Here is a 25911-nt window from a genome sequence, read left to right as displayed (position 1 = left end):
ATGCAATTAGAGCGGATCGAAATCTCTGGCTTTCGGGGTATAAAGCGTCTGTCTTTACCTTTTGAACAACTGACAACGTTAATTGGCGAGAACACATGGGGTAAATCCTCTCTACTTGACGCCCTATCAGTAGCTTTACCCACTAACGCTGAGCCCTATCAATTTGAAATGCGTGATTTTCACGTAGATTACTCCATATCACATCCTCAAACTCAGCATCTTCAGATAGTGCTTAAACTGCGTGCGAGCACTAACAATGAGCCAAGATCGGGTCGCTATCGCAAGATAAAGCCTGCGTGGAATGAACGCTCCAACGGTCGCTCTGAAATAATATATCGACTCAGCGCCACACTTGAAGGAACTAAAGTCACTACCCATTACGCCTTTTTAGACCGCGAAGGTATCCCCAAACAGCTGCATCATACTGCGAAACTCGCACAAGAATTAATGATTCTACACCCGGTAATTCGGTTACGAGACTCGAGGCGCTTCCAACGCCTCAATGAGTCCCCTGAGCCCAACTCTAAGATCGAACGTCGTATTAAAAATACCTGTCGTAGGCTCATTTCCCACCCAGGTCTTGTCAGCAAAGAGGAAATGAAAAGTAGTGTTAAAACCATGCACGACCTTGTCGATCACTACTTTTCCTATAAAACACACTCTAGGCACGACCCTAGAGCGTTGCGAGATGGGATCTTTACCTCAAGTTCGGGTAGCAAGATGTCGCTTAAACAGTTTGTCGACCAAACTCAAGATCGGCAAACTCGCTTGTTATTGATGGGATTATTAAATAATTACCTGCAAGCAAAAGGAAACACAGAACTCAGACGCTGTGCAAGGCCATTGTTGATTGTTGAAGATCCTGAAGGAAGGCTTCACCCCACTCACCTCGCTCGAGCGTGGGCGTTATTGCAAATGATGCCGATGCAGAAAATACTCACCACCAACTCCGCCGTTTTATTAGGCGCTGTACCCCTTCGAAGTATCAAACGATTAGTTCGAAAGTCTGATCGCACTGAAGCAAAATACATTCGTCCAGAGATGCTTTCGTCTGACGAGCTTAGGCGTGTGGGGTTCCACATACGTTTTCATCGTTCTAGTGCTTTGTTTGCTAGATGTTGGTTATTAGTAGAAGGTGAAACAGAAGTTTGGCTCTTCAATGAGCTAGCCAAGTTGTGTGGCTACGATCTTGCCGCTGAGGGTGTACAGATCGTTGAGTTTGCCCAATCAGGACTAAAGTCGCTTCTTAAAGTGGCTCGCGCTTTCGATATAGACTGGCATGTAGTGACAGATGGTGATGCCGCGGGTAAAAAGTACGCCGCCTCAGTAAGAGCAATGCTTCACGGAGAACAAGAAAGACACAGACTCACTGAACTGCCGGATAAAGATATAGAGCACTACCTCTATAATAATGGCTTTGAAAAGTTCTTTAGGGATATGGTAAAAATTCCTTATGATCACCCTATTCCTGCGAAGAAAGTGATTGTACGCGCTCTGAAGAAGCACGCTAAGCCCGATGTTGCCCTAGCAATTGTTGAGTACTGTGAAACTCATGGAGATGGCGTAGTTCCTCTGCTCATTCGCTGGACATTGAAGCGAGTCATAAGCATGGCAAATGGGAATACGTAACCTTCGAACTTGTGCAGTGAATAACAAAGCACAGTGAATGTGTAACCAACCAGAACCATAAGCAGCGTTTATAGATTAACTAAAAGCGACGATATAGATCGCATCCCCTCATCGTATAAAATACAGCCAACTATATGACCGACGTAAGTTATATAGCGTTCATACAATAAATCATTTCTGAATCAAGGCAGACTCAAATAGATTTATGACACCTAACTTAGTCACTGATGTTGGAATTCTTCTATGAAAAATCTATTTACACTGTTCGTATTACTGTTTGTCACCTCTCCGGCTCTTGCTAACAGCGTCAATGGCGTAGGTTCTGATCAGCCCGAGCAAACTCTAGAAGTTCAGCCCAAAGAAAGCGTTGTCGGGACACAATCTAAGCCAGCTCACGTTGAAAGCGACTATGCTGAATCAGTGACTAAAGCCAAGTCTGATTACGAACAGCGTATCGACTACTTAGAGAACACTAATTATGACGATCTCGAAAAGAAAGCCACGCGCGGAGCTGCCGGATTTATTCTTGCAGGTGCGGCTACCATTGCAGCTATTGGTAATCCGGGCCTTGTAGCTGCAGGTGCAGCCGTTACTGTAGGTAGCGTATTCTATGTTAAAGACAGCCATAAAGCTTTGAGCGACAAACGCACATTAGGTCATGAAGAGTAATCAGCGGTCGAACTCAGTTATATTTTCTAGTAGCGCTCAGATAGTTTTCGTAGCGAAGCATTATTATTAAACATGTAAACGTAAATAGTAGAGATAAAAAAATCTCGCTTGAAAAACTCAAGCGAGATAAAGAAAAAAGATTTAGCTGTTAGAACTTACTTTTTCTTTCCTTCAACATGCAGTTCCATATCTACATAGCTTGAAGTTCCCATTACTGGGATATTAAAGTCCGCCAGTTCTAGGCGAGTTGTTCCCATAAAGCCAGCACGTTCACCACCCCACGGGTCTTTACCTTGACCAATAAAGTTCGCTTCTATGGTAATTGGCTTGGTTTGGCCATGTAGCGTCAAATCGCCCATAATCTCAAGATTACCATCACCCTTATCAACAACTTTCGTACTGTTAAATACGGCGTCACTGTACTTTGAAGCGTCGATAAAGTCGCTGCTTCTAATGTGCTTGTCACGTTCTGCATGGTTGGAGTCTAGGCTCGTAGTATCAACCTTTACTTCAACCGAAGAGGCTTCAACGTTGGCAGGATCATAACTAAATTCACCTGAGAAACGGTTAAAACGTCCCTTAATGTAGCTATAACCAAGGTGGCTTACCTTAAAGTTAATTGATGCATGCGCACCTTGGGTATCAATCACGTAATCTGCCGCATTAGCGTACAGGGGTGTAGCCATCGCAAGTGCCAATCCTAGAGCAGCCGTTAATTTTTTCATTTTGAACCTCCTATCATTTTGCGTAGCGTATCGTCTTTATCGATAAAGTGATGCTTAAGTGCAGCTAAAGCATGAATAGCTGCCAATCCAATCAGGGCAAATGCCACATAATAATGAACCGTACCTGCAAGGTCGGCTTGTCCTTCAAACAATTTCCCTAGCCCGGGTACTTCGAACCAGTCAAATACCGAGATACCTCTACCGTCTTCCGTTGATATCAAGTAGCCCGAAGCAAACAAAACGAACAGCAAAAGATACATAAGGTGGTGAGCTGATTTGGCTGCTTTGACCTCAAAGGCATTGCCTTCAACTTTTGGAGAGCCTGTTATAGCTTTCCAAACGACGCGAAAAATGGTTAAACCTGCGAGAATAATCCCTATTGATTTGTGCCAAAACGGCGCCGTTTGATACCATTCACTATAGTAGTTTAGGTCCACCATCCACCAGCCCACAGCAAACATGCCAATAACTGTTATGGCAGAAATCCAGTGGATAACGCGAGCGGTGCGGTTATAGGTTTTCAACGTACTACTCCTTTGCTCCATGAGTAACTCAGTCACTTAATTGTTTCCTTTACTTAACAACTAGACTACAAGATAGAGTTAGTATGCGCGAACTAAAAAAAACTACGATTAGGTGAATTTGACTAACTTATTCAAAGAATTTGAAGGAACTCGGCGTTTTACTTAATCTTACAATTTAAACTATAGTAAAATCATTGACATATTATCTATTTATTGGACGAGAATTTGCTCAAAGACATCGTTATTCAGGCGCTAAACGCAGTTCAAAACGACTGTCTTTCCCTGTCAAAGCAGCACTACCCAACCGTGCACAACCGAGGAATAAGTAACAAACACTTAACCTCAATGGTAGAGCGTCGCCTTCAGGTAATCGCGACGCAATTTGGCACTTCGATATCAAGTCATTCGATTGAATTAGAAGCAGGTGAAGACGTTGAAAATAGTGTCTACCGGCGTATTACTCTCCCCTATGGCAGCGTATGGCTTTTTCCTCATTCTATAAAAACGGCAAATAAGGTCTTCAAGGGGCAACTTTCAAATACCCTTGGCTTATGGAGAGAGGAATATGCCTATGCCATTCAACCGAATGATTGTGTAGTGTTGGTGTGTGATCATTGGCTAAATCGAATTAACACTAGCCAACAACTTCTTGACTGGTGGCACAATCAATTACCTGATGATTTTGCGATGTATGCTCAGCAAGGGATCCTGCTGGCCCAATCTTCGACGCCAAAGCTTGATGATGTGATGGAGTCTCTCGGTCTTCAACCTTGCTATAAAGCTCACGCTCATCCTCTTAAAAAAGAAGAGGACGGATCTTCGGTGAAAAGATACGTCCAGCTTTACGCAATATTCGAGTGTAAATGACAGCTTCTACTTGGTCACTTCAGCCAAAACCTCATTAAATCTAGTCCACGACTTCATATCTGCGTCTTCGCGGTATCGCTCTGATCCAAATACGGTAAAGGCATGCGGTGCACCGCCATAAGAAACCATTTCATGCTTGATGCCTGTTTTTTCTAGCTCATCAGCAAGCATGGCAAAGTCTTTCATAGTGATAGCGGTATCGGCTGTGCCGTGGAAGACAACAACAGGTGCTTTGGTCATTTTATAGCTTTGACCTTTTGGTGTAGTGAGTCCGCCATGGAAGGTAACGAAGGCTTTGGCATCTGCACCGGCACGAGCGGCTTCAAGTACTGCTGCACCGCCAAAGCAATAGCCCATTACGACAGTGTTATCACCACTGCCATTAAGCATTTCACCCTTGCGCTGGCTTTCTGCCATCAATTTCTGCAATTTAGCGCGATCTTTATAAAGCTCACCTGTATGCTGCTTCTTATCTTTTACCTCAGTTGGGCGCACTCCCTGCCCGAACAGATCTGCCGCAAACACATTGTAGCCTTGCTCGTTAAGCATCTCAGCACGCTTGATCTCGTAATCAGTTAGACCATCCCAGTCGTGAACCAACACGACTAACGGTGCTGAATCTGAAACTTTGGACCAATAGCCCTGATACGCTTCTCCATCTACTTCATAAACCACATCTTCACCGGCTACAGCACTAAAAGAACCGACTAATAACGCTGCAGTTAAAAAATGACGCATGACACTCTCTCCTTCCTTAATGAGTCAATAGAGTGTAGTACGTAATTTTTAGCAATAGGGATAATTTGAATTCGTATTTGGAATAAAAACCTAGTTTAAAATCAGAGGTATAGACATTTCTATCCAAAAGAATGAGCTACCTAGTATGAATTATTAACCTACTGTCTTTAACATGACATTCTAGGGCACGAACAAGTCATACTTACCTTTGCGTTCAATTTCGTTTCTAAACCCTTCCTTCTTCAACGCAGTAAGTCTTTCATGGTGTTACTAAAAATCACTAAAACAACTAAGATTCTTTTCAAAAATGTTAGTGAATTCGTATATCATTGATAAGTGGACAAAAGCATTGAACACGTCCAAGTTAATTGTGCAGTGGAAAACAACATACTTATCATTTATTCACGCAGTTGAGAGCTATCGAATTGAAATCAAAAGCATTTAAAGCCGCTATACCTGAAGGCGTTGTTGAGTCGCATAACGAAACTATTCCACTGGTTAGAGCCGATGTTGTCAGTGCACTGCTGAGCGCTTTCGAAAAGAATGGTATTGATTTAGAAGAGGCTTTGAAGCACGCGAATATCACTCGCGAAATGCTACTAAACTCAGAAAACATGATCATGAATGATTCAGTTCGAAACATTTTAGAAGTCGTTTATAACGAAAATGGGATTTTTCCATTAGCTCACAGCATAAGCCAAACAATACGAACCCACCTTATCCCTGAATTTGTTAAGACACTACCGCACAGCTTAACCGTTCGTGATGTCCTAACGAAATTCAACCTGCTGATCAGAGAATCCATCCCGGCCGCGTCTCAATATCTCGATATTGACAAAGATACAGCTTGGTTCTGCTCAGCATACAAACACAAAACCATCGGGCATTGGCAGGAAGTCTTTAATATCCTTTACGCTACTCAGTTAATTAGATCCCTCATCAATAATGAGACTTGGATGCCTAAAATGGTTTCATTGCAACAAGGGATAAGTGGCGATTTTGCGAAAAATATCCCTAAAGATGTTCAATTACTTTTCTCACAAAAAGTCACAAAGATCAGTGTCGAATTGGAGCTACTCGATCAACCAATCAACACTCCCTACCCTGAGCCTGCACCCAGAGAAATTGTTTGGCACAGTACCTTTACTGATACCATATATACCGCCTTGCTACCTTATGTACACGAACAGCATCTCGATATTGAATTGGCAGCAAAACTCTTTGATATGAGTACTCGCACCTTGCAGCGTCGACTACAGCAAGAAAAAAATTCATTTAGAGCAATCAAAAACAGCCTAATGTTTGATACTGCCTGCGAGTTAATGAGTCGAAATTTGAGCCTTACTCAAGTGTCAGTTCAGCTAGGTTATGCGGATATTTCTCATTTCTCTAGAGCCTTCAAGCGCTTCAGTGGTTTAACACCAAAACTGTACCAAGCTGCATTGATAGAAGAGAAAAATAGTTTAAAAATCAAACAGTCATAACCATTTTATTTGCCAGTGGCGGAAAGTGGTAATTGAAATTTGGAGTTTCTGGCGTATAATCCGCCCTCCTAATTTTGGACTAACTAGTTACGATGGCCTTTCAACTTTCGTCTATAGTTATCCAATACTCATCTCCACAGCGGTTTTTCGCCGTGCATTAAAGGAGCTTTATGACTACTACTTATACTATTGGCAGCTTAGAGTCGTTTCTAATCGCGATTTTTGTACTCTTTCTAGGCCAGTTCATTAACAGAAGGGTTCCCTTCTTAAAAAAATACAAAGTGCCTGAACCGATTGTTGGTGGCCTTATCATTGCTGTCATCATCACTGTTTTGCACTTCAACGGCATCAATCTAGATTTCACACTACCTCTAGAAAAAATTCTGATGCTTATGTTCTTTACTACCGTGGGTCTATCCGCAAGCTACTCTCAACTGCTCAAAGGCGGTAAGAAAGTATTCATCTTTTTAGGGGTGGCTTCCGTTTATATCATCATCCAGAATGCTATAGGTGTTAGCCTTGCCAGCATGATGGACTTAAATCCATTGATGGGTTTGGTAGCAGGTTCAATCACCCTCTCCGGCGGTCACGGTACTGGCGCAGCTTGGGCTGCAACCTTCGAGGAGCTATACGGGCTAAAAACGCTTGAGTTTGCAATGGCTTCTGCGACCTTTGGTTTGATCGTAGGTGGTTTGATTGGTGGACCTGTTGCTCAGCGCAGGATCAATAAGCACAACCTTATTTCTGAATACGGTGACGGCTCACAGCACCACGAAAAATTCCCAGATGTCGTGACCTATAACGAAACCGAAGAAGATAAGGTAACTCCTCGTCGCGTCATTGAAACCATGTTTATGGTTTTGGTATGTGTAGTAGGTGCGACCTACATCAAAGAGTATACCTCTGAGTTAGGTATCGGCTGGCTGAAGGGTATCCCTGACTTTGTATTTGCTCTGTTCCTTGGTGTTATTCTAACTAACATCTACGAGTTTACGGGAGCATACAAGTTCAATACCGACACCGTTGATATCATAGGTACCGTTTCATTAGCACTGTTCCTCGCCATGGCTTTAATGAGCCTAAAACTTTGGGAGATCTTTGATCTTGCAATGCCATTGTTGGTTATTCTTGGCGTGCAAACCTGTGTGTTAGCGGTATTTGCCTACAACATCACCTTTAGGGTCATGGGTAGTAACTACGATGCTGCCATAATTACAGGTGGACACTGTGGTTTCGGTATGGGTGCCACACCTACAGCCGTAATGAACATGGGTTCTCTAGTAAACCACTACGGCCCTTCTCCACAGGCCTTCATGGTCGTGCCTATCGTTGGTGCCTTCTTTATCGATATCGTGAACTTGTTAGTACTACAAGGTTACATTGCCTTCCTTGGTTAAAGTGACTTTAACAATTTTTCACCTAGAGCCAGCTTAATAAGCTGGCTTTTTTATCTTCGTAAAACGGTGCTTATCTCTAACCTTCCCGTTTTATTCATCAGCTTAATGAAATCATTTATGTGACAATCATCTCATAACTGTCTTTTATAAAATAAGTCTGTATAATTCCGCGCCTCGCATCTCACTGTTTAGTCTTTGGATTAAGCAGATCCTAACTTTAATTCTCAGGAATAGTTCTTTGATATCTACCGCAAACATCACAATGCAATTTGGCGCAGAGCCGTTATTTGAAAACATCTCTGCTAAATTTGGTAACGGCAACCGTTATGGCCTTATTGGTGCTAATGGATGTGGTAAATCAACCTTCATGAAGATCCTGAGTGGCGCGTTAACCCCTAGCTCCGGCAATGTCTCTATTACACCTGGATTGAAGCTGGGCGTTTTGAGTCAAGACCAGTTTGCATTTGAGCAATACAATGTAATCGATGTGGTTATCATGGGTGACCGTAAGCTTTGGGAAATTAAGCAAGAGCGTGACCGCATCTACTCTCTTCCAGAAATGAGCGAAGAAGACGGCATGAAAGTTGCGGAGCTTGAAAGCGAATTTGCGGAGATGGATGGCTATACCGCAGAAAGCCGTGCTGGTGACATCCTTCTTCAAGCAGGTATCGAAGAAGAGTTTCACTTTGGTTTAATGCAACAAGTTGCCCCTGGTTGGAAACTTCGAGTACTACTGGCACAGGCACTATTTGCCAACCCTGATATCTTGCTACTTGATGAACCAACCAACAACCTGGATATTCACACCATCAACTGGTTAGGTGAAGAACTAAACCAGCGTAAGTGTACAATGATCATCATCTCGCACGATCGTCACTTCCTGAACTCTGTATGTACCCACATGGCCGACATCGACTATGGTGAATTGCGTATCTACCCTGGCAACTACGAGTACTTCCTTGAAGCTTCTGGCCTTATCCGTGAGCAACTGTTATCAAGTAATGCTAAGAAAGCGGCAGAAATAAGCGAACTGCAAGACTTCGTAAACCGCTTTGGTGCCAACGCTTCTAAAGCAAAGCAAGCGAGCTCTCGCGCGAAGAAAATGGACAAGATCAAGCTTGACGAGGTTAAGTCATCAAGCCGTATTAGCCCATCCATTGATTTTGGCGAAGGTAAGAAGCTGCACCGTCAAGCCCTAGAATTACAAGATTTAGGGCACGCTTTTGATGACGAGCTTCTGTTTGAAGGCGGTAATCTACTTTTAGAAGCAGGCAGTCGTCTTGCTGTAATTGGTGAAAACGGCGTCGGTAAGACAACCTTCTTGCGTTGTTTAGTCAATGAGTTAGAGCAAAAACACGGCGTAGTAAAATGGTCGGAGAATGCCTCAATCGGTTACTGCCCGCAGGATAGCACCGCAGATTTTGACAATGATCTAAGTATCTTTGATTGGATCTCTCAGTGGCGTACTGTTAAGCACGATGACCTTATGGTGCGTGGCATTTTAGGCCGTCTTCTTTTTACCGCTGATGATGCTAATAAGAAAGCCAGAAACTGTTCTGGTGGTGAGAAAAACCGCCTGCTATTTGGTAAATTGATGATGCAAGATATCAATGTGCTAGTCATGGATGAACCAACAAACCACATGGACATGGAAGCTATTGAAGCGTTGAACTCTGCACTAAAAGAGTACCAAGGCACGCTGATCTTTGTCAGCCACGACCGTGAGTTTGTTTCTTCCCTAGCAACCTCTATCATCGATATTAAAGATAAAAAGCTAGTGAACTTCCAAGGCACTTACGATGAGTACCTGGATCATCAAAAGAAAGAGTTAGCGGTTACCCTGTAAACCATCCCCAGTAAATCCGGGCTAAACAAACAAGCATAAAAAAAGCAGAAGCCCCAGAGCTTCTGCTTTTTATTTCGCAGAGCAAAGTCAGAACTTACGCTTTAGCGTTAAATACCACTTCGTATTCACCAATACCGTCATACTTGATCGTCGTTGGTTTATCGAACTCAACTTCTACGATGCCACAGTAAGAACCAGTAATAATGGTTTCGCCCGCTTTGAATTCAACACCACGACGAGTCATGAAGTTAATTAGCCAGTAGATTGGGCTTTGTGCTGATTGGTTTGGATGCTCGCCATCAAACGTTTGAACATTATCGCCTTGAGCAACAGTTACGGCTACTTTAGCTGCGTTGAATGCTTTTTCACGTGCGATTTCTGGACCAATAAATAGGCCTTGGTTAACCATGCAGTCTGCTAGTTTCTCGTAGAATTCAGCATCGCTATCTGCAGCAAAACGCGCTTGCATAAGCTCTAGTGCCATGTGGCAAGAACCGATTGCGTCGTTGATTTGCTCTTCAGTGTAACCTTCTGGGTTTGCTGGTAGGTTTTTACCTAGGGTAAAGCCAATCTCAGGTTCAATACGCGCTACACCGTTGTCAGCAAACAGCTCACAAGTGTCGCCTTTTTTCACGCTATCAGAAAAGATAGGCGCTACGATGTACTTGTCTTCAGATAGAGGGTTTAAACACTTCCAACCGCCTACTTGACCGTTCTTAGCTTCAACCATTGCAGCCTGAACTTGCAGTGCGTCTTCAAGAGAAGTTGGACGAATGTTTTCAGCTAGACGTGGAGCTTTAGTGCCCGCTACGCGACGACCTAGAAGCTCAGAGGCAGCGTCATTAAAAAAGTTAGTCATATTGTATTACCTGTTTATTGTTTTAATTAATGATATAGGAAATCAGGTGCTCTGAATAGGCTACCTATGCCCTGTTAGGCTTTCAGAAAGAAAAAAGGTGACTTGCAAACAAGTCACCTTCTAAGCATCAATCTCAAATTGTGCGCCCTTAAAACAAAGCGCTAGAGATTAAAGTTTAAACGTCGTACGTTGTAGAAGCAGTGTCGCCGCCTGTACCGGTCCAGTTAGTGTGGAAGAATTCGCCACGCTCACGGTCGATACGCTCATAAGTGTGAGCACCGAAGTAGTCACGCTGAGCTTGCAGAAGGTTAGCTGGCAGACGTGCTGTCGTGTAACCATCTAGGAAAGACAATGCAGAAGTCGTACAAGGCATTGGAATACCTACTTCTAGAGACTTAGCTGCAACCTTACGCCATGCACCTAGGCAGTTCTCTAGGATAGCTTTGAAGTAAGGGTCAGAACCTAGGAATGCAATCTCAGGATCAGTATCAAATGCGTCACGAATATTGCCAAGGAACGCAGAGCGGATGATACAACCACCACGCCACATTAGTGCTACGTTACCGTAGTTTAGATCCCAGCCGTTCTCATTTGATGCTTCACGCATCAGCATGAAACCTTGTGCGTAAGAGATGATCTTTGAAGCTAGAAGCGCTTGACGAAGTGCATCAACCCACTCTTGCTTATCACCTGCAACAGGTTCAACTGTCTTACCAAATAGCTGCTGCGCTGCTACACGCTGATCTTTCAGTGAAGATAGGCAACGAGAGAATACTGATTCAGAGATTAGCGTTAGCGGGATACCCAAATCTAGAGCATTGATACCCGTCCACTTACCAGTGCCTTTTTGACCAGCCGTATCTAGGATCTTGTCCACTAATGGCTCGCCATCTTCGTCGCGGTACTTAAGAATATCAGCCGTGATTTCAACTAGGTAGCTGTCTAGCTCAGTCGTGTTCCACTCAGCAAATACCTTCTGCATCTCGTCAGCAGACATACCAAGGCCATCTTGCATGAACTGGTAGGCTTCACAGATAAGCTGCATGTCACCGTATTCGATACCATTGTGTACCATTTTAACAAAGTGACCAGCGCCATCGTTGCCCACCCAATCACAGCAAGGCTCACCTTTATCTGTTTTCGCAGAGATGCCTTGAAGGATAGGTTTCACCGCTTCCCAAGCTTCTGGAGAGCCACCTGGCATGATAGAAGGACCGAAACGAGCGCCCTCTTCACCACCAGATACACCAGTACCGATAAAGTGAATGCCTTTCTCACGAAGGTAAGCAACGCGACGGTTAGTGTCAGGGTAGTTAGTGTTACCACCATCGATGATGATATCACCCTTGTCTAGCAGAGGAATCAGTTGGTCAATGAAGCTATCAACAACATCACCCGCACGAACCATAAGCATGACCTTACGTGGCGATTCTAGCTTATCTACCATCTCTTGTAGTGAGTATGCGCCAACGATGTTAGTGCCTTTCGCTGGGCCTTCAAGGAACTGATCTACCTTTGCGGCAGTACGGTTGTGTGCAACAACTTTAAAACCGTGATCGTTCATGTTTAAGATAAGGTTTTGACCCATTACTGCGAGTCCAACTACACCAATATCACCTTTCATTCTATCTCTCCTAATATTCTTATCTTAAGCAATCTTGCTTGCTGCATCTGAATCTAAAAACCACTCTGTTTCACCCGTAGTAGAGTGAATCTTTGCCGCTGGATATGGCAACTCCTGTGCAGGAGTGTGGTAGATCTCATTGACGATGTCTGTTTTACCTGCGCCAAGCACCAAGTAGCTAATGCGTTTTGCCGCTTCTAGTACTTGAGCTGACTTAGAAATACGTAGCTGACCCGATTCTGGGTGTGCAGCAACGATAGCCAGTTTTTCTTCACTGTAGTTAGTTTGGCCAGGGAATAAAGAAGCGGTATGTCCATCCGCGCCTACACCCAGTAAGATCCAATCAAACACTGGAACACCATTTTCTGAAGGGATAACGTCCAGCATTTCGCTCGCGAAGCGAACCGCTTCTTGCTCTGGCTCATTTTCACCAAGAATACGGTGAATATTTTGAGCAGGAACGCCTACCGGTTGAAATAACAACGCGTTGGCTTCACCAAAATTACTCTCTGCATCATCTGGCGCTACACATCGCTCGTCACCCCACCAGAAGTGCAGATTTTGCCACTGGATATCACTAGCGTAAGGCTGTGTTGCTAACAATTTAAACAACATTTTTGGGGTGCTGCCGCCAGACAAAGAGATATGAACAGCTCTACCTTGCAAGCTAAATGCTTTTAGCTCCTGTGCAAGCTGCTCTACTACCTGTGCCGGAGTATCAAAAATTTTAGTATTCATCATAACTCGCAATAATCTGTATCCGTTAAATTCTTGCACGGGAAGCGCCAAGCTTTACCGTCACGCTCTAGCAGATCATGAGACTCTTTTGGTCCCCATGTACCACTAGCGTACCCAAACAATGCTTGTGGACGCTCTTTAAAGTCCAAAATCGGCTGAACATATTCCCAACATGTTTCTACTGCATCTGAACGGGCAAACAAGGTTGCATCGCCATTCAATGCATCTAGTAACAAGCGCTCATACGCCGTTAGCATATGGGCTTCGTTCAGCGTCTTGTAGTGGAAGTTCATTTTCACTTCTTTGGCATGGAAGCCTGCACCAGGCTCTTTCAAACCAAAGCTGATTTGAATGCCCTCATCCGGTTGAATTCGGATAATAAGCTTATTCTCAGGGGCATCTTGACCAAACACTGGATGAGGCGTGTCTTTAAAGTGGATAACCACTTCTGTTACGCGTGTCGGCAATCGTTTTCCGGTACGCACGTAAAAAGGAACACCATTCCAACGACTGTTGTTGATGTAAGCCTTCAGTCCTATGTAGGTCTCAGTGCGTGAGTCATCGGCAACACCGTTTTCATCACGATAGCTAGGCAAGAACTCGCCTCGCACTTCAGATTCAGTGTATTGACCAAGAACTAAGTTATTAGTTAGGTCATGCTCATCAAGCGGTTTCAGGCTTCTTAATACCTTAACCACCTCATCACGGATAGCGTCTGCATCTATTCGAGGAGGCGACTCCATGCCCACCATTGCTAATACTTGTAGCAAGTGGTTTTGGAACATATCACGTACAGCACCAGATCCATCGTAATAGCCACCACGCTCTTCAACACCTAAGAACTCAGCACCGGTAATTTCTACATACTCGATGAAGTTTCTGTTCCAAAGTGGCTCAAACATGATATTTGAAAAGCGAAACACCAATAGGTTTTGAACAGTTTCTTTTCCAAGGTAGTGGTCAATTCGATAAAGTTGAGTCTCTTCAAAATGAGTATGGATCTTTTTGTCCAACTCTTTTGCAGAAGCCAAGTCATAGCCAAAAGGCTTTTCTACGATCAGGCGCTTCCAACCATCGTCTTCTTTATTCAGGCCATGTGCCGCAAGGCTAGCAGGAATAACGGAATAGAGGCTCGGAGGGGTTGCCAAGTAGTAAAGCACATTACGTTGATCTAGTTGGTAGTGAGCAGCAAGTTCATCTTGTCGAGCTACTAGCTTGGCGTAATCGGCAGTGTCGGAGGTATTAATCGCTTGGTAATGCAGATGGTTCATAAACGCATCTAATACCGTTTGCTCTGTTTTCTCGAACTCTTGAAGAGATTTCTTAATCTTTTCTCGATAAGTTTCATCACTGTATTCAGTGCGACTTACACCAAGAATATAGAAAGATTGGGGAAGTTGACCGCTCTGGTACAGTCGATATAACGCTGGAATTAACTTACGGTAAGTTAAATCTCCAGAAGCACCAAAAATGACTATGCTGCTTTTATCAGGTATTACCATCATGTGTCCTTAAGTACCTTTAAGGGTTGCATACATCCATCACGTCGTCGGGGGAACCGCGTCCGAATGGGTAAAAATGCACTATGAAAAGAATTCTACACCGAATGGGCTGAATTAAAATAACCTGTCACTTTCATAAGGCGACAGATTGTAAAAAATGGGCAAAAAAAATCTCCGATAACTTAACGGAGATTGCCTTCTGCTACAGTCTAGCCATATATCAGCTTAATACAAACGTTTTTCATTCGTAACTTTCGTTTGCTGCTCTGCCTGTTCATTATCTAGGCAGTCACGTCCACTACTAGCGTTTTCTGTTAACGTCGAGATACGTCATTTTGTTCATACATGCGAAACACCTCGAATATCTCTAGATTTTCTAAGCCGCCAATTGATGAGTTGGATCTTCAAAAACGAAAAAGAGCCCGTGATAATCCACAGGCTCTAATGGCATTCGTTTTCTAAGACATTACGCTCTAAGGTCGTAGTTTCAGCACTTTATCAATGTCTTCTGCACTATGACGCTCGGGTACTTGCTCCCACTCTTCGCCAAATGAGCGGTTTACAACACGACCACGCTGAAAACCTTCGCGCTGCTCAAGTTGTTTTGCCCAGCGCACAACATTGGTATAAGTCTCTACCTGCAAGAACTCTGCTGCGTCGTATAATTTACCCAGAACCAAATTGCCATACCATGGCCAAATCGCCATATCGGCAATGGTGATCTCTTCACCAGCAACAAAAGTACTTCCAGCCAATTGTTTATCCAAAACATCCAACTGACGCTTGGCTTCCATTGCAAAACGGTTAATTGGGTATTCTTGCTTTTCATCAGCGTAAGCATAGAAGTGTCCAAAACCTCCACCTAAAAACGGTGCCGAGCCTTGTGCCCAGAATAGCCAATTAAAGGTTTGAGTCCTCTCTGGACCCGATTTCGGTAAAAAGCGGTCAAACTTCTCTGCCAAATGGACAAGAATCGACGCCGATTCAAACACGTTGACTGATTCTGAGCCGGTTTTGTCGACTAAGGCAGGAATTTTTGAGTTTGGATTCACCCCAACAAAACCTGATGAGAATTGGTCAAGCTCACCGATGTTAATCAAATAAGCATCGTATTCCGCTTGTTTAATTCCCGCAGCTAAAAGCTCTTCAAACAATATGGTAACTTTCTGGCCATTAGGTGTCCCAAGCGAATACAACTGAAATGCATGCTCTCCTACTGGCAGTTCTCGTTCAAATCGTGCCCCAGATTCCGGACTGTTAATATTCGCCCACTTATTGCCACCTTCTGCATCGTTGACCCAGACTTTCGGCGGTACATACTGCTCACTCATAATAACTCCTTGAATTTGGCTTAATTACTTAAATGAACGATTGCTCAATTAAAATTATATTATGCCTACGCCATTAAGAAGGCAAGGCCTTTCACACTCTAATACCTGTCCTGATTTTCTTTCAATGGTTTCACCACTGAGTCCAATCCTTCAACCTTTAGTGCCAAACACAATTGCAGTAACTGCCCTAGTTCACCGGACGGCCATTCGGATTTATTTTGGAACCACAACAGGTACTCTTCCGGCAGGTCAATGAGCACCCTGCCAGCAAACTTACCAAACGGCATTTTCATTCGGGCAAGCTTAACTATATTTTCTTTTTCTAACATTTTTTAAAACCAAATCAAACACTTCATGACATTTTTTGTTACATCTACAATAATAGATTGAGAAACACAAACTAAAGGAACCAGTTTGCGCACAGCCATTTTCATCACACTCATAACCACAGCATTATCAGCCCCTTCTTGGGCCGAACATACTGAAGAAAAATGCTTGAGCAAACCTGAGGACGATAGAGCCATCTCCAGAGCTTATCACTATCTAAACACCAAGTTTTGTCAGCCTGCGGTGTGGTTCGATGATTTCTTTGCTGATGAGCGCGTGACTGAGGATGCAAGAGCCGGTACCTCCGTGCGCTGGAAAAACGATTTTACCCAGTTTGAAAATGATGGCTTTAAATACAATACCAGAGTCGATGCCAAGTTTAACCTCCCTAAAGTGACCAACCGCTTAAAGTTGATCATTGAATCAGATGGAGAAGATGACTTATTTGACCTTTTTCCACGTAACGCCGAAGAGATAGAAAACAGTATTGGCCTGAGGTATGACATTTATGCCAAGGGATACAGTAGTTTTAATATAAAGGCGACATTTAAGCCCAAGATCGAGGCGCGCTATCGCTTCACCTATCCTCTTGGAATCAACACCGTCAGTCGTATAACACAAAGGGTTTACCAAGAAACAGAGCTAACTGGAGAGTCTACCCAGTTTGATATCGACCAAGCTTTATCAAAAAACTTCTTACTGCGTTGGACATCATTTGCCGAATTCAATCGTGACCACGCCGACGATACGAGTATTTGGGACCTAGGTACGGCCTTTGTGTTATACCAATATCTATCAAAAACTCAGGCTATCAACTACACCGTAAGCACCACAGGTACAGACTACCCTCGCTCATTCATTGACAATACGTTAATAGGGATGACCTATCGTCATAATGTTTTCTTTGAGTGGTTTTATTACGAAGTCACCCCAGAGTACAACTGGTATCGTGAATACGATGAAGGATTCGAAGAAGAAGCCAGCATTCGCTTAAGGCTAGAAATTCGCTTTGAAAACTTCTAGTGAGCCAGTTTAACAGGTCGTACTAAATCATGGCTTTGACGTCTGATAAGATTGACTATCTTGACGCTTATTTAAGCTCATTGCTTTTATCTCCGAGCCATTGCCAACTTTGTCGTAACCATTGAATCTACAATCGCCTATTTCATTTCGAGGGCACACATATATGCCGCTTCTGGAAACCATCTCACTGTAACATGATGGACATACTTTCATACTTCCTCCTTGCTTCAACTCAAGAACACTCGAACACGATAAACTCAATAATTCTCGTACTTTTACTCGTGTGAATTACTAGCTTTCGCATTGAGTAACTACTACTTTTTAGGTATACGAATGTCGACGCAAGCGGATCACGAAAAGCTTTTCGATAAAAGAAGTATTGAAGTCCAAAAAGGAATAAACCCATAGTTATCAGCAAGTAAAACAAAATCAAAAGCGATCGGGTTTTCTATACCTAAATCCAAATTTGAATAGGGCAACAAACGACTTTAAACTTTACTATCAACATATTGATAAGCACTTAGGACAATACAAAACTCGGCAGTTTAAACACCATTGCCTTATGCCCACGGAGGTATATATGAAAAAGTTTAAGAATATTCTATTTGTTAGCCAGGGATTGTCTAATCACAGTGATTCTATCGGCCAAGCGTTGAGACTTTCTTACAATAATCAAGCTCCTGTGAAAGGCATGATCTTTTGTCCTCCACTTCCCGATTATCTTTCTCAATACCAATCCAGTTATGAAAGCTCTCTTATTCATAATGTGAGTGAGCACATTAAAGACAGTAGAGACCTTCATGATATCTCTGAAGCCCATGTCTCTTTTCCTTTAGAAGTCGTCAGTGGAGATAAGCCCGCGATCAACATAATTCGTGCGGTTCATAGAGGCGAACATGATTTACTTATAAAAGATGCCGAGCCATTAGACGATGACGAGGAAGGGTTCAAAGCAATAGATATGACCTTGCTCAGGAAGTGCCCTTCCCCCGTGTGGTTAAATCGCGCTAGCAACAAGCCTAGAAACAAGCGAAGAGTAGCCGTTGCTATTGACCCGATTATCGCAAGCGAAGAGCACCATGGGCTCTGTATGCGTCTGATGGAACTGTCTCGCTCAATTGCAGACAGTTGTGACAGCCGATTGCACGTTTTATCCTGCTGGGAATATCAATTAGAACGCTACTTGGACAGCCATGCTTGGATCAAGATTGAAGACAAAGAGCTCAATGCAGAAATAGAGAAAGCGCAAGTGGAACATAGGCAGGCGCTTGATCAACTTATCACTGAGTCAGGTGTGAGCGGTGAGATCATTGTTCATCACCTACATGGTCTTCCAGATGATGTTATTCCACACTGGGTGGACGAGCATGAAATCGATATTCTTGTTATGGGAACGCTGGCACGAACCGGTATTCCTGGATTTGTGATTGGTAACACCGCAGAGAACATTGTTCGCTCTGTAACCTGCTCTCTCGTGGCATTAAAACCAAAAGGTTTCGTTTCGCCTTTTGTTTAATGGCTTTAACAGTTCTTACAAAGAGTAGTTTCTAGATAGCTGCTACTCTTTGTTTTGCCAAATTTTATAACCACTTTGCCTCATTGCCTTGCCGAGTAAATGCGCCGCCACTGGCGCAGTTAAAAAGATAAATAACATGGTGCCAATCACTCTAGAAATCACAGTGATATCAGGGATCGCAAACGCGACTGCCAACAAAAGTAATCCTAACCCTACTGTTCCCGCCTTAGTCGCAGCGTGCATTCTAGTAAATAAGTCGGGCATCCTAAGTACTCCAAGGCTAGCAACTAACACAAACAAGCCACCCATGCAGAGAAATGCACCAATTAGCCACTCCATATCAAGCGCTCCATAAGCTTATCCTTCCCTACTTTGCTTGGCGATAAGCCGAGCAAAGGCTATCGTTCCGAGAAATGCCACCAATCCGAGTGTCACGGCAATATCTAGAAGTGCCATCTGACCACTGTATAGGGTGTACAAAGCAATGTACCCAATGGTAATGAAGGAGATCAGATCCAATGCGACAACACGATCCGCTAACGTAGGCCCGATAATCAAACGAATCACAGCCATTACCAGACTTAGAAACAGGCATACACTACATACAAGGATGCTTATCATCAGCCAATTATCCACGTGTCATCTCCAATATTCTTTTCTCTAATCCCTGCTTAATGTCACGAGCCACCTTATCGTGATCAGGTGTGAACATCGCATGGACAATGAGGTATTTTCTATCGGCGGAAACGTCAAGGCTTAAGCTACCTGGCGTCAAAGAAACCATATTCGCTAATAGCGTTATTTCAAGATCCGTAGAGACATCTAGGGGTACGTACACTATATCGGGATCACTCAGATGAGTCGGGGTGATCACATCCCAAGTTACGCGAATTACCGAGACAAACATTTCAAACAAAAAGAACAGGAGTAGATTTAACCCAGCTCGAAATCGCTTAAAATAGCTCGTTTTTAAGCCAAATGGCTGGCTTAGCGCCAAAGCAAAGAAGCCCACAATAAACCCGAGCATAAAATCAGTGACATTGTAACTACCGTTTAGCAACATCCATGCAATTGCCAAGAAAAAATTAAGGAAAAAGTAAATCATACTCCCCCCTCAAGCACTGCTTTTAGATACTTTGTCGGTTGTAACAGTTGCTCTGATGCTTGCATTGCAAACAGGAAAAATGGCTCAGCAAATAAGCCAATAACAAGGCTCAAAGAGGTAAGCGTTGTGATCGGGAGCAAGTAAGCCGGCGGAATTTTAAATGGTTTAGTGGAATTTCCAGGTGTATTTACACGAGGCTTCCAAAATGCTTCACTCCAAATTTTAGTCATCGAGTAAATGGTCAGTAGCCCCACTATCAATGCAACACTCGCCAGTAGGTAAAATTCGACGTCAATACTCGCTTTAATGACCAAGAGCTTCCCCCAAAATCCGGACAACGGAGGAAAACCGGCTAATGAAAATGCAGGCACAATAAATAGAAACGATAGCAAGGGTGAGTTTTTATAAACCCCTCCCAGTCTACTGAGATCACTAGTTCCGTATTTGTACTCTAAGAGCCCACCAATTAAGAACAAGTTCGCTTTAACAATGATGTGGTGAATGACATAAAAAATAGCACCTGCCAGCGCTAAAGGTGTGAAAATAGCCAAGCCCATTAGCATGTACCCTATCTGGCTAATGATATGAAAAGAGAGAATTTTCTTTATATCAAACTGGCTTGCAGCGCCTAAAACGCCAGTTAACATAGTCAATCCAGCAACCCAAATTAATAAAGGTTGTAAGCCACTGTCCACAAGCGGAAATACCAAGGTATAGATGCGCAAAAATACATAAACACCAACCTTAGTGAGCAGTGCCGCGAACAGAGCGACTACTGCACTAGGTAACGTATGGTATGACGCAGGCAGCCAAGAAAATAGCGGGAAAAGCGCTGATTTGATTGCGAAAGAAAATAACAAAAGAACGGCAAGAACGCGTTGCAAATCTGGCGAGACCTCTGTCATCTTGAAGTGAAGATCGGCCAAATTCAAAGTGCCTGTCGCGCCGTAAATGAGGCCGATTGCCAGTAAGAATACTAAAGTAGAGATTAAGTTGAGGAGTACATACTTCACCGCTCCATCTATCTGCTGTTTTGAGCCATCCAGCACCATAAGACCAAAAGACGCGATCAACATAACCTCAAACCAAACGTAAAGGTTAAAGATATCGCCAGTTAAAAACGCACCATACACTCCGGATAAAAGTATATGGATTAAACAGTGATACAGGCCATACGAAGGCTTTTTATTTAAGTCCGCTATTGCGTAAACAATTATAACCATTCCAATGATGGCAGTAATCAACACCAATGCCACCGACAAAAAGTCAGCAACAAAAACAATGCCAAAAGGAGCCATCCATTGGCCAAAAGCCACCGATTGGGGTCCAAGATTTATGATATCAAACACCAATAGACCAGCGATGGCCAACTGGGCACCGCCTGCTGTCACGCTGATTGTATTCACCAGATTCGTGCTAGTCTTGAAGAAAAACAGCAACACGGCCACCAGCAAAGAGCCAACAACAGGCAGAGTAAGCCACAAAGAAGTCACTGCTCTTCCTCCGACGCTGTCATTTTGTCGACATCGGCAGATCCTGTTTCTAGATAAGCTCGGTAGAAAAGTAAAAGTGCGAATACCAATAAGCCAAAACCGATAACGATAGCGGTTAGAATTAATGCTTGAGGCAGCGGATTGGCAAAGCCATCGGCAAGAACTAACTTATCAGTCTCAATTAATGGAAGTTCCCCCGGCGTTAGGCGGCCAGCAGTAATAATTGCGAGATTAACGGCGCTGCTCAGTAATATCAGACCAAAGAGAATTCTTAATAGATGTCTTTCCAGCATTAAATAAATGCCAATCGCTACAAAAATCCCAACGACGATGCTCCACAATACCTCCATTAGTCGAGCTCCTCATTCACACGTAACAACATACCCATTACTCCGCCAATTACGGCTAGATAAATGCCAATATCGAAAACAAGGGGGGTGCCTAGAGGGATGATCTCTTTCCACCATAGACCCGTTAAGAAAGGTTGCCCTAACACCAAGGCTACCGCCCCTGCCCCTATGCTGACCGCGATACCAAACACCGCGATCCCAAACGGTGGATAATGTAGACGTCCTAGAACGTATTTAGGTGACTCTGCAAACATGAGCAGCGCAAAACCAATGACTGCAATGAGCGCCCCTATAAAACCACCACCAGGCGCATTGTGCCCGCGAAGAAGCAAGTAGATCGAAAAGACCAACATCAACGCCGCCACAATGTGCGAGGTGGTAGCAAAGATCAAAGAGTGAATACGATGAGATTGATACGTGCTTTTCTTCAAAAGACTTACGGCTGCAAGACCTGCAGTAACAACCACTACGACCTCTCCTAATGTATCAATCGCGCGAAAGTCCACCAAAATCACATTGACGACGTTTCGCCCAAATCCTCCCAACAGGCTATTGTTTGCGTAAAAATTGGACACTGTAGTATCCAGTGGCATCGAGGTTATTCCAACCAATAATGCCGTTACGGAAACGCCGATAATACTGGCTATCGCTATATGCACTGCTTTTCTACGATGGCTGTGTTTCTTTACCGAGCCAAAAGTAGGCATATGCTTGATTAGCAAAACCACAAAGATCACGATGAGCGTTTCGACTAAAAGCAAGGTCTTGGCCACATCCGGCGCGCTATAAAGCATGAACACTAGGGTTGTCATAAAGCCAACAATCCCTAGAGCGGCAACTGAGAGTAACCTTGAGGTTGAAATGGCGCAGAGCAAGGCTGAAACTACTAGCGCTATAGCCAAACCAAATTCATAGTATTTAACCTCTAGTAAACCACTTTTTAGGCTTTGCACTAGCGGTAAAGGATTAACTATAAGCAGTGCAGCCAATACAGAGAAAGACAACAACACATAGCCACCCAGTTGTTTGTGCTGAAGCCAAGAGGTTTGCAGTGCCGCAAGTTTCAGCATCCGATTGAGCAAACTGTCAAAGACCTTGTTTGCATCTGGAAACGGCATCTTATTGAGCCGACTTGAAACAGGTGTAATGCTTCTATAAATAACAAAACCTAACGCTAAGGTTACCGCGCTCAACAATAAGGGCAGATTGAAGCCCTGCCAAAGTTTTACCTCTTGCACTTCTGTAACCAGCGAAATCGAATAACTTGTCGGCACAATGAGTTGAGTGTTTAACCACTCCAACCCAACTAATGGAATCAATAGGCTTGCCAACGCCAACAGCAATGGCGGGATCCATAAACCAGCGTCCTTTTCTACCGACTTAGTTTGAATCTCTTTACTCTGCGCTCCCATGAAGGGCTTTATGATCAACGCTAGCGCCAATGCCACCATGAGTGCATTAATAACCAGCAGAAACAAAACGATAGGTACACCAATTTCTAAACCCGCTTTATACATGTACTCCTTGCTCAAAAAGCCTATAAAGGGTGGCATGCCAGCTTTAGAAAACGCAGCCAAACAGGCAGCAACAAGACTCACACCTAGCATCGCTTTTAGCCCGCTCAGTATTGTCATATCTCGTATACCCGTCGCTTTATCTATATTGCCGACCACCATAAACAACGCCGCTTTATAAAAAGAATGCGCAGCCACAAACAAAACAGCAGCTGCTAATGCGAACTCAGTTCCTATCGCAAGCAATAAAGTAAGCTTGCCTAAAGCTACATTGGTGCTATAGGCGAGCATCAACTTGAGATCCGTTTGCTTTAACGCAAGTAATGCACACCATATTGCTGTAACGCCCCCAAAAACGCCTAACGTGTAAAACCAAACCTCACTGTCGCTATAAACAGGTGATAATCGTGCTAATAGATATATGCCCGCTTTGACCATGGTTGCAGAATGAAGATAGGCACTAACGGGTGTTGGGGCTGCCATCGCGTTGGGTAACCAAAAATGAAAGGGAAACTGCGCAGATTTGGTGAAAGCACCTAACAGCACTAAAACTAAGGAGGGTAGAAACAGCGAATGACTCTGCAAATCATCAGATTGTGCGATGATAACGTTTAACTCGTAGCTACCTGCCATCTTGCCAAGCAAGATCAAACCAGCAAGTAAGGCGAGCCCACCAGCACCAGTCACCAACAAAGACTGAAACGCATTTTTGCGTGACTTTGGATTCTCGTGATTAAAACCTATCAATAGATATGAAGTAAGTGTGGTCAGCTCCCAAAATACAAACAGCAACAAAACATTGTCACTGACCACAACGCCTAGCATCGCCAGCATGAATAGCGTCAGGTAAAGATGGAACGTAAATCGAGAGCTCTTGCCTCGCATATATGACCACGCATATATTTGAATGAGTACTCCGACTCCACAGATAAGCAAAACAAACAGAAACGATAAGCCGTCGAGATAAAATGAAAGGTTGACTCCAAGGCTAGGAACCCAAGGAACACTAAAAAGCCTTCCTTGCTCTGGACTGAACAGCATGAACGCTACGCACAGTATGAAAAAAGGAAGTAAAGCAAAACCTAATAATAAAGGCTGTCGACGATGGTCACTTTCGTACAGCGGCTTAACTTTCGCATCTTGAGTCATTTGATCCTTACAATGCATATCAAGGGTTTTCAGGTGTCAGTACCGCTGAAACTGCACCGAAAAAACATTTTATACGTTTCGCCGTTGTATAAAGTTTAGCCTCTCTTACACCAAAGGCACCAATCCCGTCGATGGCAAAGTAAAGCTCTGTTGATATTCATTGTCTGTTTGCTTGGTTTCAAGATAGCTATGATGAAGCATTAAGATTGACTGCACTATCTTAATACCAATACCTAATGAGCCTCCTTTAGCGTTAGGTTCAACTAGGTTAGTAAATCTAAATCTGATATCAGCCTTGTTACTCGTTAGCTCTGCCTGACAACATACTGTTGAGTTTCTAGGGCTGTGCCTTAGTGCATTTTCAAGCAAGTTAGCGACAAGGCGTTCTAACAGCACTTTATCCCCTATGGTATGCAGTTCGGGTGCTAGATCTAATTTTAATGTCACTTGTTTGCGCTTGAATTGACTATTCATCGACTCTGCGCTCTCGGCAATCATCGCGGCAATATCAACAGGGTGATATTCGTAGCTGAGCAATGGCGTTTCTTGCTTTGCCAATTGCAACATGGAATGCAATTGATTCGAGAGCTTGTCGCAGTTGCGGTACGCAACCTCAATCAACGGATCTTGTTTGTTTTGCAGTTTCCACGTTTCCAAGTAGCCAAGGACACTGGAAAGCGGTGTCTTGAGATCATGACTTAATTGCAAAAGCGTTTGCCGTTGATGAGACGATTGATATTCCAATTGCAAAAACTGCTGCTGAATATGCTTTGCCATCAAATGATAAGAGTCAGCAATAGGCGCAAGCTCTTTCACTGGATGCTTAAAGTCTGGCGTCAATTGAAAATCATGCTCTGCCTGATGTTGAAGTTGGTTAGTCACTCTTTGAATCGGGCACAATAGACTTTTTTCTACTAATAGATATACACCAAGAGCAAAGCAAATAATCGAAACGAGTACAAGGCCGGCGAGAGCAAGGTATGGAGGGTCAACCTGTGCCGCTGCTATAGCACTGTGCTGAGTGCTACCAATGACTACGTAGAGATACCCCATGATGACATCCCCCTCCCTGAGGGCAGAAACCGAGAAAACTTTGCTTTGTTCTGGGTTCCGCGGGTCGTCGCCTAAAATAGGAAACGGTTCACCATTGAGGAATTGAGTGATGGGGTTAAGGTCAACGGAACTTTGCAACTTAGTGCCTTCAGGGGAAGCATGAGTTGTGATATTCCCTTTAGAGTCTAAGAAATAAATCTCGAAGTCCGGGCCGAGCAACATTAAGGTATGGAAGATGGATTTAAGCGCGACGGGATTATAGTCCGAGCCAATCATCAGAGGATTGTCTTCTCGCATATGCGTGGCAAGTTGCTTGTGCAAACTCTGCTTAGTACGAAGCTCTATCGTCTGCTTTTGCCAGTTGTATGTAACCGCAATCAGGGCAACAGCCAAACAAAACCAAACAGTGGTAAATACTATCAAACGTGACTTAAAGCTTATCATTAGA

24 protein-coding genes are annotated in these 25911 nt (G+C 43.6%); 8 read left to right on the top strand and 16 right to left on the bottom strand.

Translation table 11 applies throughout. From position 1 onward, the window contains the following. The gene (locus OCU46_RS19240; RefSeq protein WP_141271120.1) at positions 1–1629 is read left to right on the top strand and encodes an ATP-dependent endonuclease; all 1629 of its coding nucleotides are present in this window, start codon (positions 1–3) and stop codon (positions 1627–1629) included. Positions 1630–1872: 243 nt separating this feature from the next. Further along, the gene (locus OCU46_RS19235) at positions 1873–2298 is read left to right on the top strand and encodes a hypothetical protein (protein WP_141271121.1); all 426 of its coding nucleotides are present in this window, start codon (positions 1873–1875) and stop codon (positions 2296–2298) included. Between the two features lie 155 nt (positions 2299–2453). On the opposite strand, the gene OCU46_RS19230 is transcribed toward OCU46_RS19235, so the two are convergent. Both OCU46_RS19230 and OCU46_RS19225 read right to left on the bottom strand, forming a co-directional pair. After that, the gene (locus tag OCU46_RS19230; RefSeq protein WP_141271122.1) at positions 2454–3023 is read right to left on the bottom strand and encodes a YceI family protein; all 570 of its coding nucleotides are present in this window, start codon (positions 3021–3023) and stop codon (positions 2454–2456) included. Then, on the bottom strand, positions 3020–3568 hold the full coding sequence (locus OCU46_RS19225) for a cytochrome b (RefSeq protein WP_167495372.1): 549 nt from the start codon (positions 3566–3568) through the stop codon (positions 3020–3022). Before OCU46_RS19225 ends, OCU46_RS19230 begins: the two co-directional genes overlap by 4 nt. A gap of 204 nt (positions 3569–3772) precedes the next feature. Here OCU46_RS19225 and OCU46_RS19220 point away from each other — a divergent pair, with 204 nt between their 5' ends. Further along, positions 3773–4414 carry a hypothetical protein gene (locus OCU46_RS19220; RefSeq protein ID WP_141271124.1) on the top strand — a complete coding sequence of 214 codons (642 nt, stop codon included), beginning with the start codon at positions 3773–3775 and terminating at the stop codon, positions 4412–4414. A 6-nt stretch (positions 4415–4420) separates the two neighbouring features. Here OCU46_RS19220 and OCU46_RS19215 read toward each other — a convergent pair whose 3' ends face one another. Next, positions 4421–5152, bottom strand: a complete 732-nt coding sequence (locus OCU46_RS19215; RefSeq protein ID WP_141271125.1) for a dienelactone hydrolase family protein — start codon at positions 5150–5152, stop codon at positions 4421–4423. Between the two features lie 425 nt (positions 5153–5577). Here OCU46_RS19215 and OCU46_RS19210 point away from each other — a divergent pair, with 425 nt between their 5' ends. From OCU46_RS19210 to OCU46_RS19200, 3 genes are all read left to right on the top strand, one after another. After that, positions 5578–6636, top strand: coding sequence for a helix-turn-helix domain-containing protein (locus OCU46_RS19210; RefSeq protein ID WP_244311394.1), 1059 nt, complete (start codon positions 5578–5580; stop codon positions 6634–6636). Between the two features lie 170 nt (positions 6637–6806). Next, positions 6807–8033, top strand: a complete 1227-nt coding sequence (gene gltS, locus OCU46_RS19205) for a sodium/glutamate symporter (protein ID WP_141271126.1) — start codon at positions 6807–6809, stop codon at positions 8031–8033. Positions 8034–8271: 238 nt separating this feature from the next. Then, positions 8272–9879 (top strand): ABC-F family ATPase, encoded by a 1608-nt coding sequence (locus OCU46_RS19200; protein WP_141271127.1) that lies wholly within the window; start codon positions 8272–8274, stop codon positions 9877–9879. A 94-nt stretch (positions 9880–9973) separates the two neighbouring features. On the opposite strand, the gene OCU46_RS19195 is transcribed toward OCU46_RS19200, so the two are convergent. From OCU46_RS19195 to OCU46_RS19170, 6 genes are all read right to left on the bottom strand, one after another. Continuing rightward, positions 9974–10738 carry a hydratase gene (locus tag OCU46_RS19195; protein WP_141271128.1) on the bottom strand — a complete coding sequence of 255 codons (765 nt, stop codon included), beginning with the start codon at positions 10736–10738 and terminating at the stop codon, positions 9974–9976. Positions 10739–10913: 175 nt separating this feature from the next. After that, on the bottom strand, positions 10914–12362 hold the full coding sequence (gene gnd, locus OCU46_RS19190) for a decarboxylating NADP(+)-dependent phosphogluconate dehydrogenase (RefSeq protein ID WP_141271129.1): 1449 nt from the start codon (positions 12360–12362) through the stop codon (positions 10914–10916). Between the two features lie 24 nt (positions 12363–12386). Continuing rightward, on the bottom strand, positions 12387–13103 hold the full coding sequence (pgl, locus tag OCU46_RS19185) for a 6-phosphogluconolactonase (RefSeq protein WP_141271130.1): 717 nt from the start codon (positions 13101–13103) through the stop codon (positions 12387–12389). Beyond that, entirely contained in the window at positions 13100–14602 is a 1503-nt protein-coding gene (gene zwf / locus OCU46_RS19180; RefSeq protein ID WP_167495373.1) for a glucose-6-phosphate dehydrogenase, read from the bottom strand. The genes pgl and zwf overlap by 4 nt, the downstream gene beginning before the upstream one ends. Positions 14603–15075: 473 nt before the next feature. Beyond that, positions 15076–15933, bottom strand: a complete 858-nt coding sequence (gene yghU / locus OCU46_RS19175) for a glutathione-dependent disulfide-bond oxidoreductase (protein ID WP_141271132.1) — start codon at positions 15931–15933, stop codon at positions 15076–15078. 98 nt (positions 15934–16031) lie between these two features. Then, positions 16032–16262, bottom strand: a complete 231-nt coding sequence (locus OCU46_RS19170; protein ID WP_141271133.1) for a DUF3820 family protein — start codon at positions 16260–16262, stop codon at positions 16032–16034. An 85-nt stretch (positions 16263–16347) separates the two neighbouring features. On the opposite strand from OCU46_RS19170, the gene OCU46_RS19165 reads away from it, so the two are divergent. Beyond that, positions 16348–17283 (top strand): hypothetical protein, encoded by a 936-nt coding sequence (locus OCU46_RS19165; RefSeq protein WP_141271134.1) that lies wholly within the window; start codon positions 16348–16350, stop codon positions 17281–17283. Positions 17284–17863: 580 nt separating this feature from the next. Beyond that, on the top strand, positions 17864–18799 hold the full coding sequence (locus OCU46_RS19160) for a universal stress protein (RefSeq protein WP_141271135.1): 936 nt from the start codon (positions 17864–17866) through the stop codon (positions 18797–18799). Positions 18800–18841: 42 nt separating this feature from the next. Here OCU46_RS19160 and mnhG read toward each other — a convergent pair whose 3' ends face one another. From mnhG to OCU46_RS19125, 7 genes are all read right to left on the bottom strand, one after another. Beyond that, positions 18842–19138, bottom strand: a complete 297-nt coding sequence (mnhG, locus tag OCU46_RS19155) for a monovalent cation/H(+) antiporter subunit G (protein WP_141271136.1) — start codon at positions 19136–19138, stop codon at positions 18842–18844. A gap of 18 nt (positions 19139–19156) precedes the next feature. Beyond that, a complete protein-coding gene (locus tag OCU46_RS19150) occupies positions 19157–19435 on the bottom strand; it encodes a monovalent cation/H+ antiporter complex subunit F (protein ID WP_141271137.1) in 279 nt (92 codons plus the stop codon). Next, the gene (locus OCU46_RS19145; protein ID WP_141271138.1) at positions 19428–19904 is read right to left on the bottom strand and encodes a Na+/H+ antiporter subunit E; all 477 of its coding nucleotides are present in this window, start codon (positions 19902–19904) and stop codon (positions 19428–19430) included. The genes OCU46_RS19150 and OCU46_RS19145 overlap by 8 nt, the downstream gene beginning before the upstream one ends. After that, positions 19901–21397 (bottom strand): proton-conducting transporter transmembrane domain-containing protein, encoded by a 1497-nt coding sequence (locus OCU46_RS19140; RefSeq protein WP_141271139.1) that lies wholly within the window; start codon positions 21395–21397, stop codon positions 19901–19903. Before OCU46_RS19140 ends, OCU46_RS19145 begins: the two co-directional genes overlap by 4 nt. Next, the gene (locus OCU46_RS19135; RefSeq protein ID WP_141271140.1) at positions 21394–21747 is read right to left on the bottom strand and encodes a Na+/H+ antiporter subunit C; all 354 of its coding nucleotides are present in this window, start codon (positions 21745–21747) and stop codon (positions 21394–21396) included. The genes OCU46_RS19140 and OCU46_RS19135 overlap by 4 nt, the downstream gene beginning before the upstream one ends. Continuing rightward, positions 21747–24302, bottom strand: a complete 2556-nt coding sequence (gene mbhE / locus OCU46_RS19130; RefSeq protein WP_244311400.1) for a hydrogen gas-evolving membrane-bound hydrogenase subunit E — start codon at positions 24300–24302, stop codon at positions 21747–21749. The genes OCU46_RS19135 and mbhE overlap by 1 nt, the downstream gene beginning before the upstream one ends. 213 nt (positions 24303–24515) lie before the next feature. Then, a complete protein-coding gene (locus OCU46_RS19125) occupies positions 24516–25904 on the bottom strand; it encodes a sensor histidine kinase (RefSeq protein WP_167495374.1) in 1389 nt (462 codons plus the stop codon). Positions 25905–25911 lie beyond the last annotated feature (7 nt).

Origin of the sequence: Vibrio comitans (assembly GCA_024346835.1) — a bacterium.
GTDB lineage: Bacteria > Pseudomonadota > Gammaproteobacteria > Enterobacterales > Vibrionaceae > Vibrio > Vibrio comitans.
This window is presented reverse-complemented; position numbering and strand designations above follow the sequence as displayed.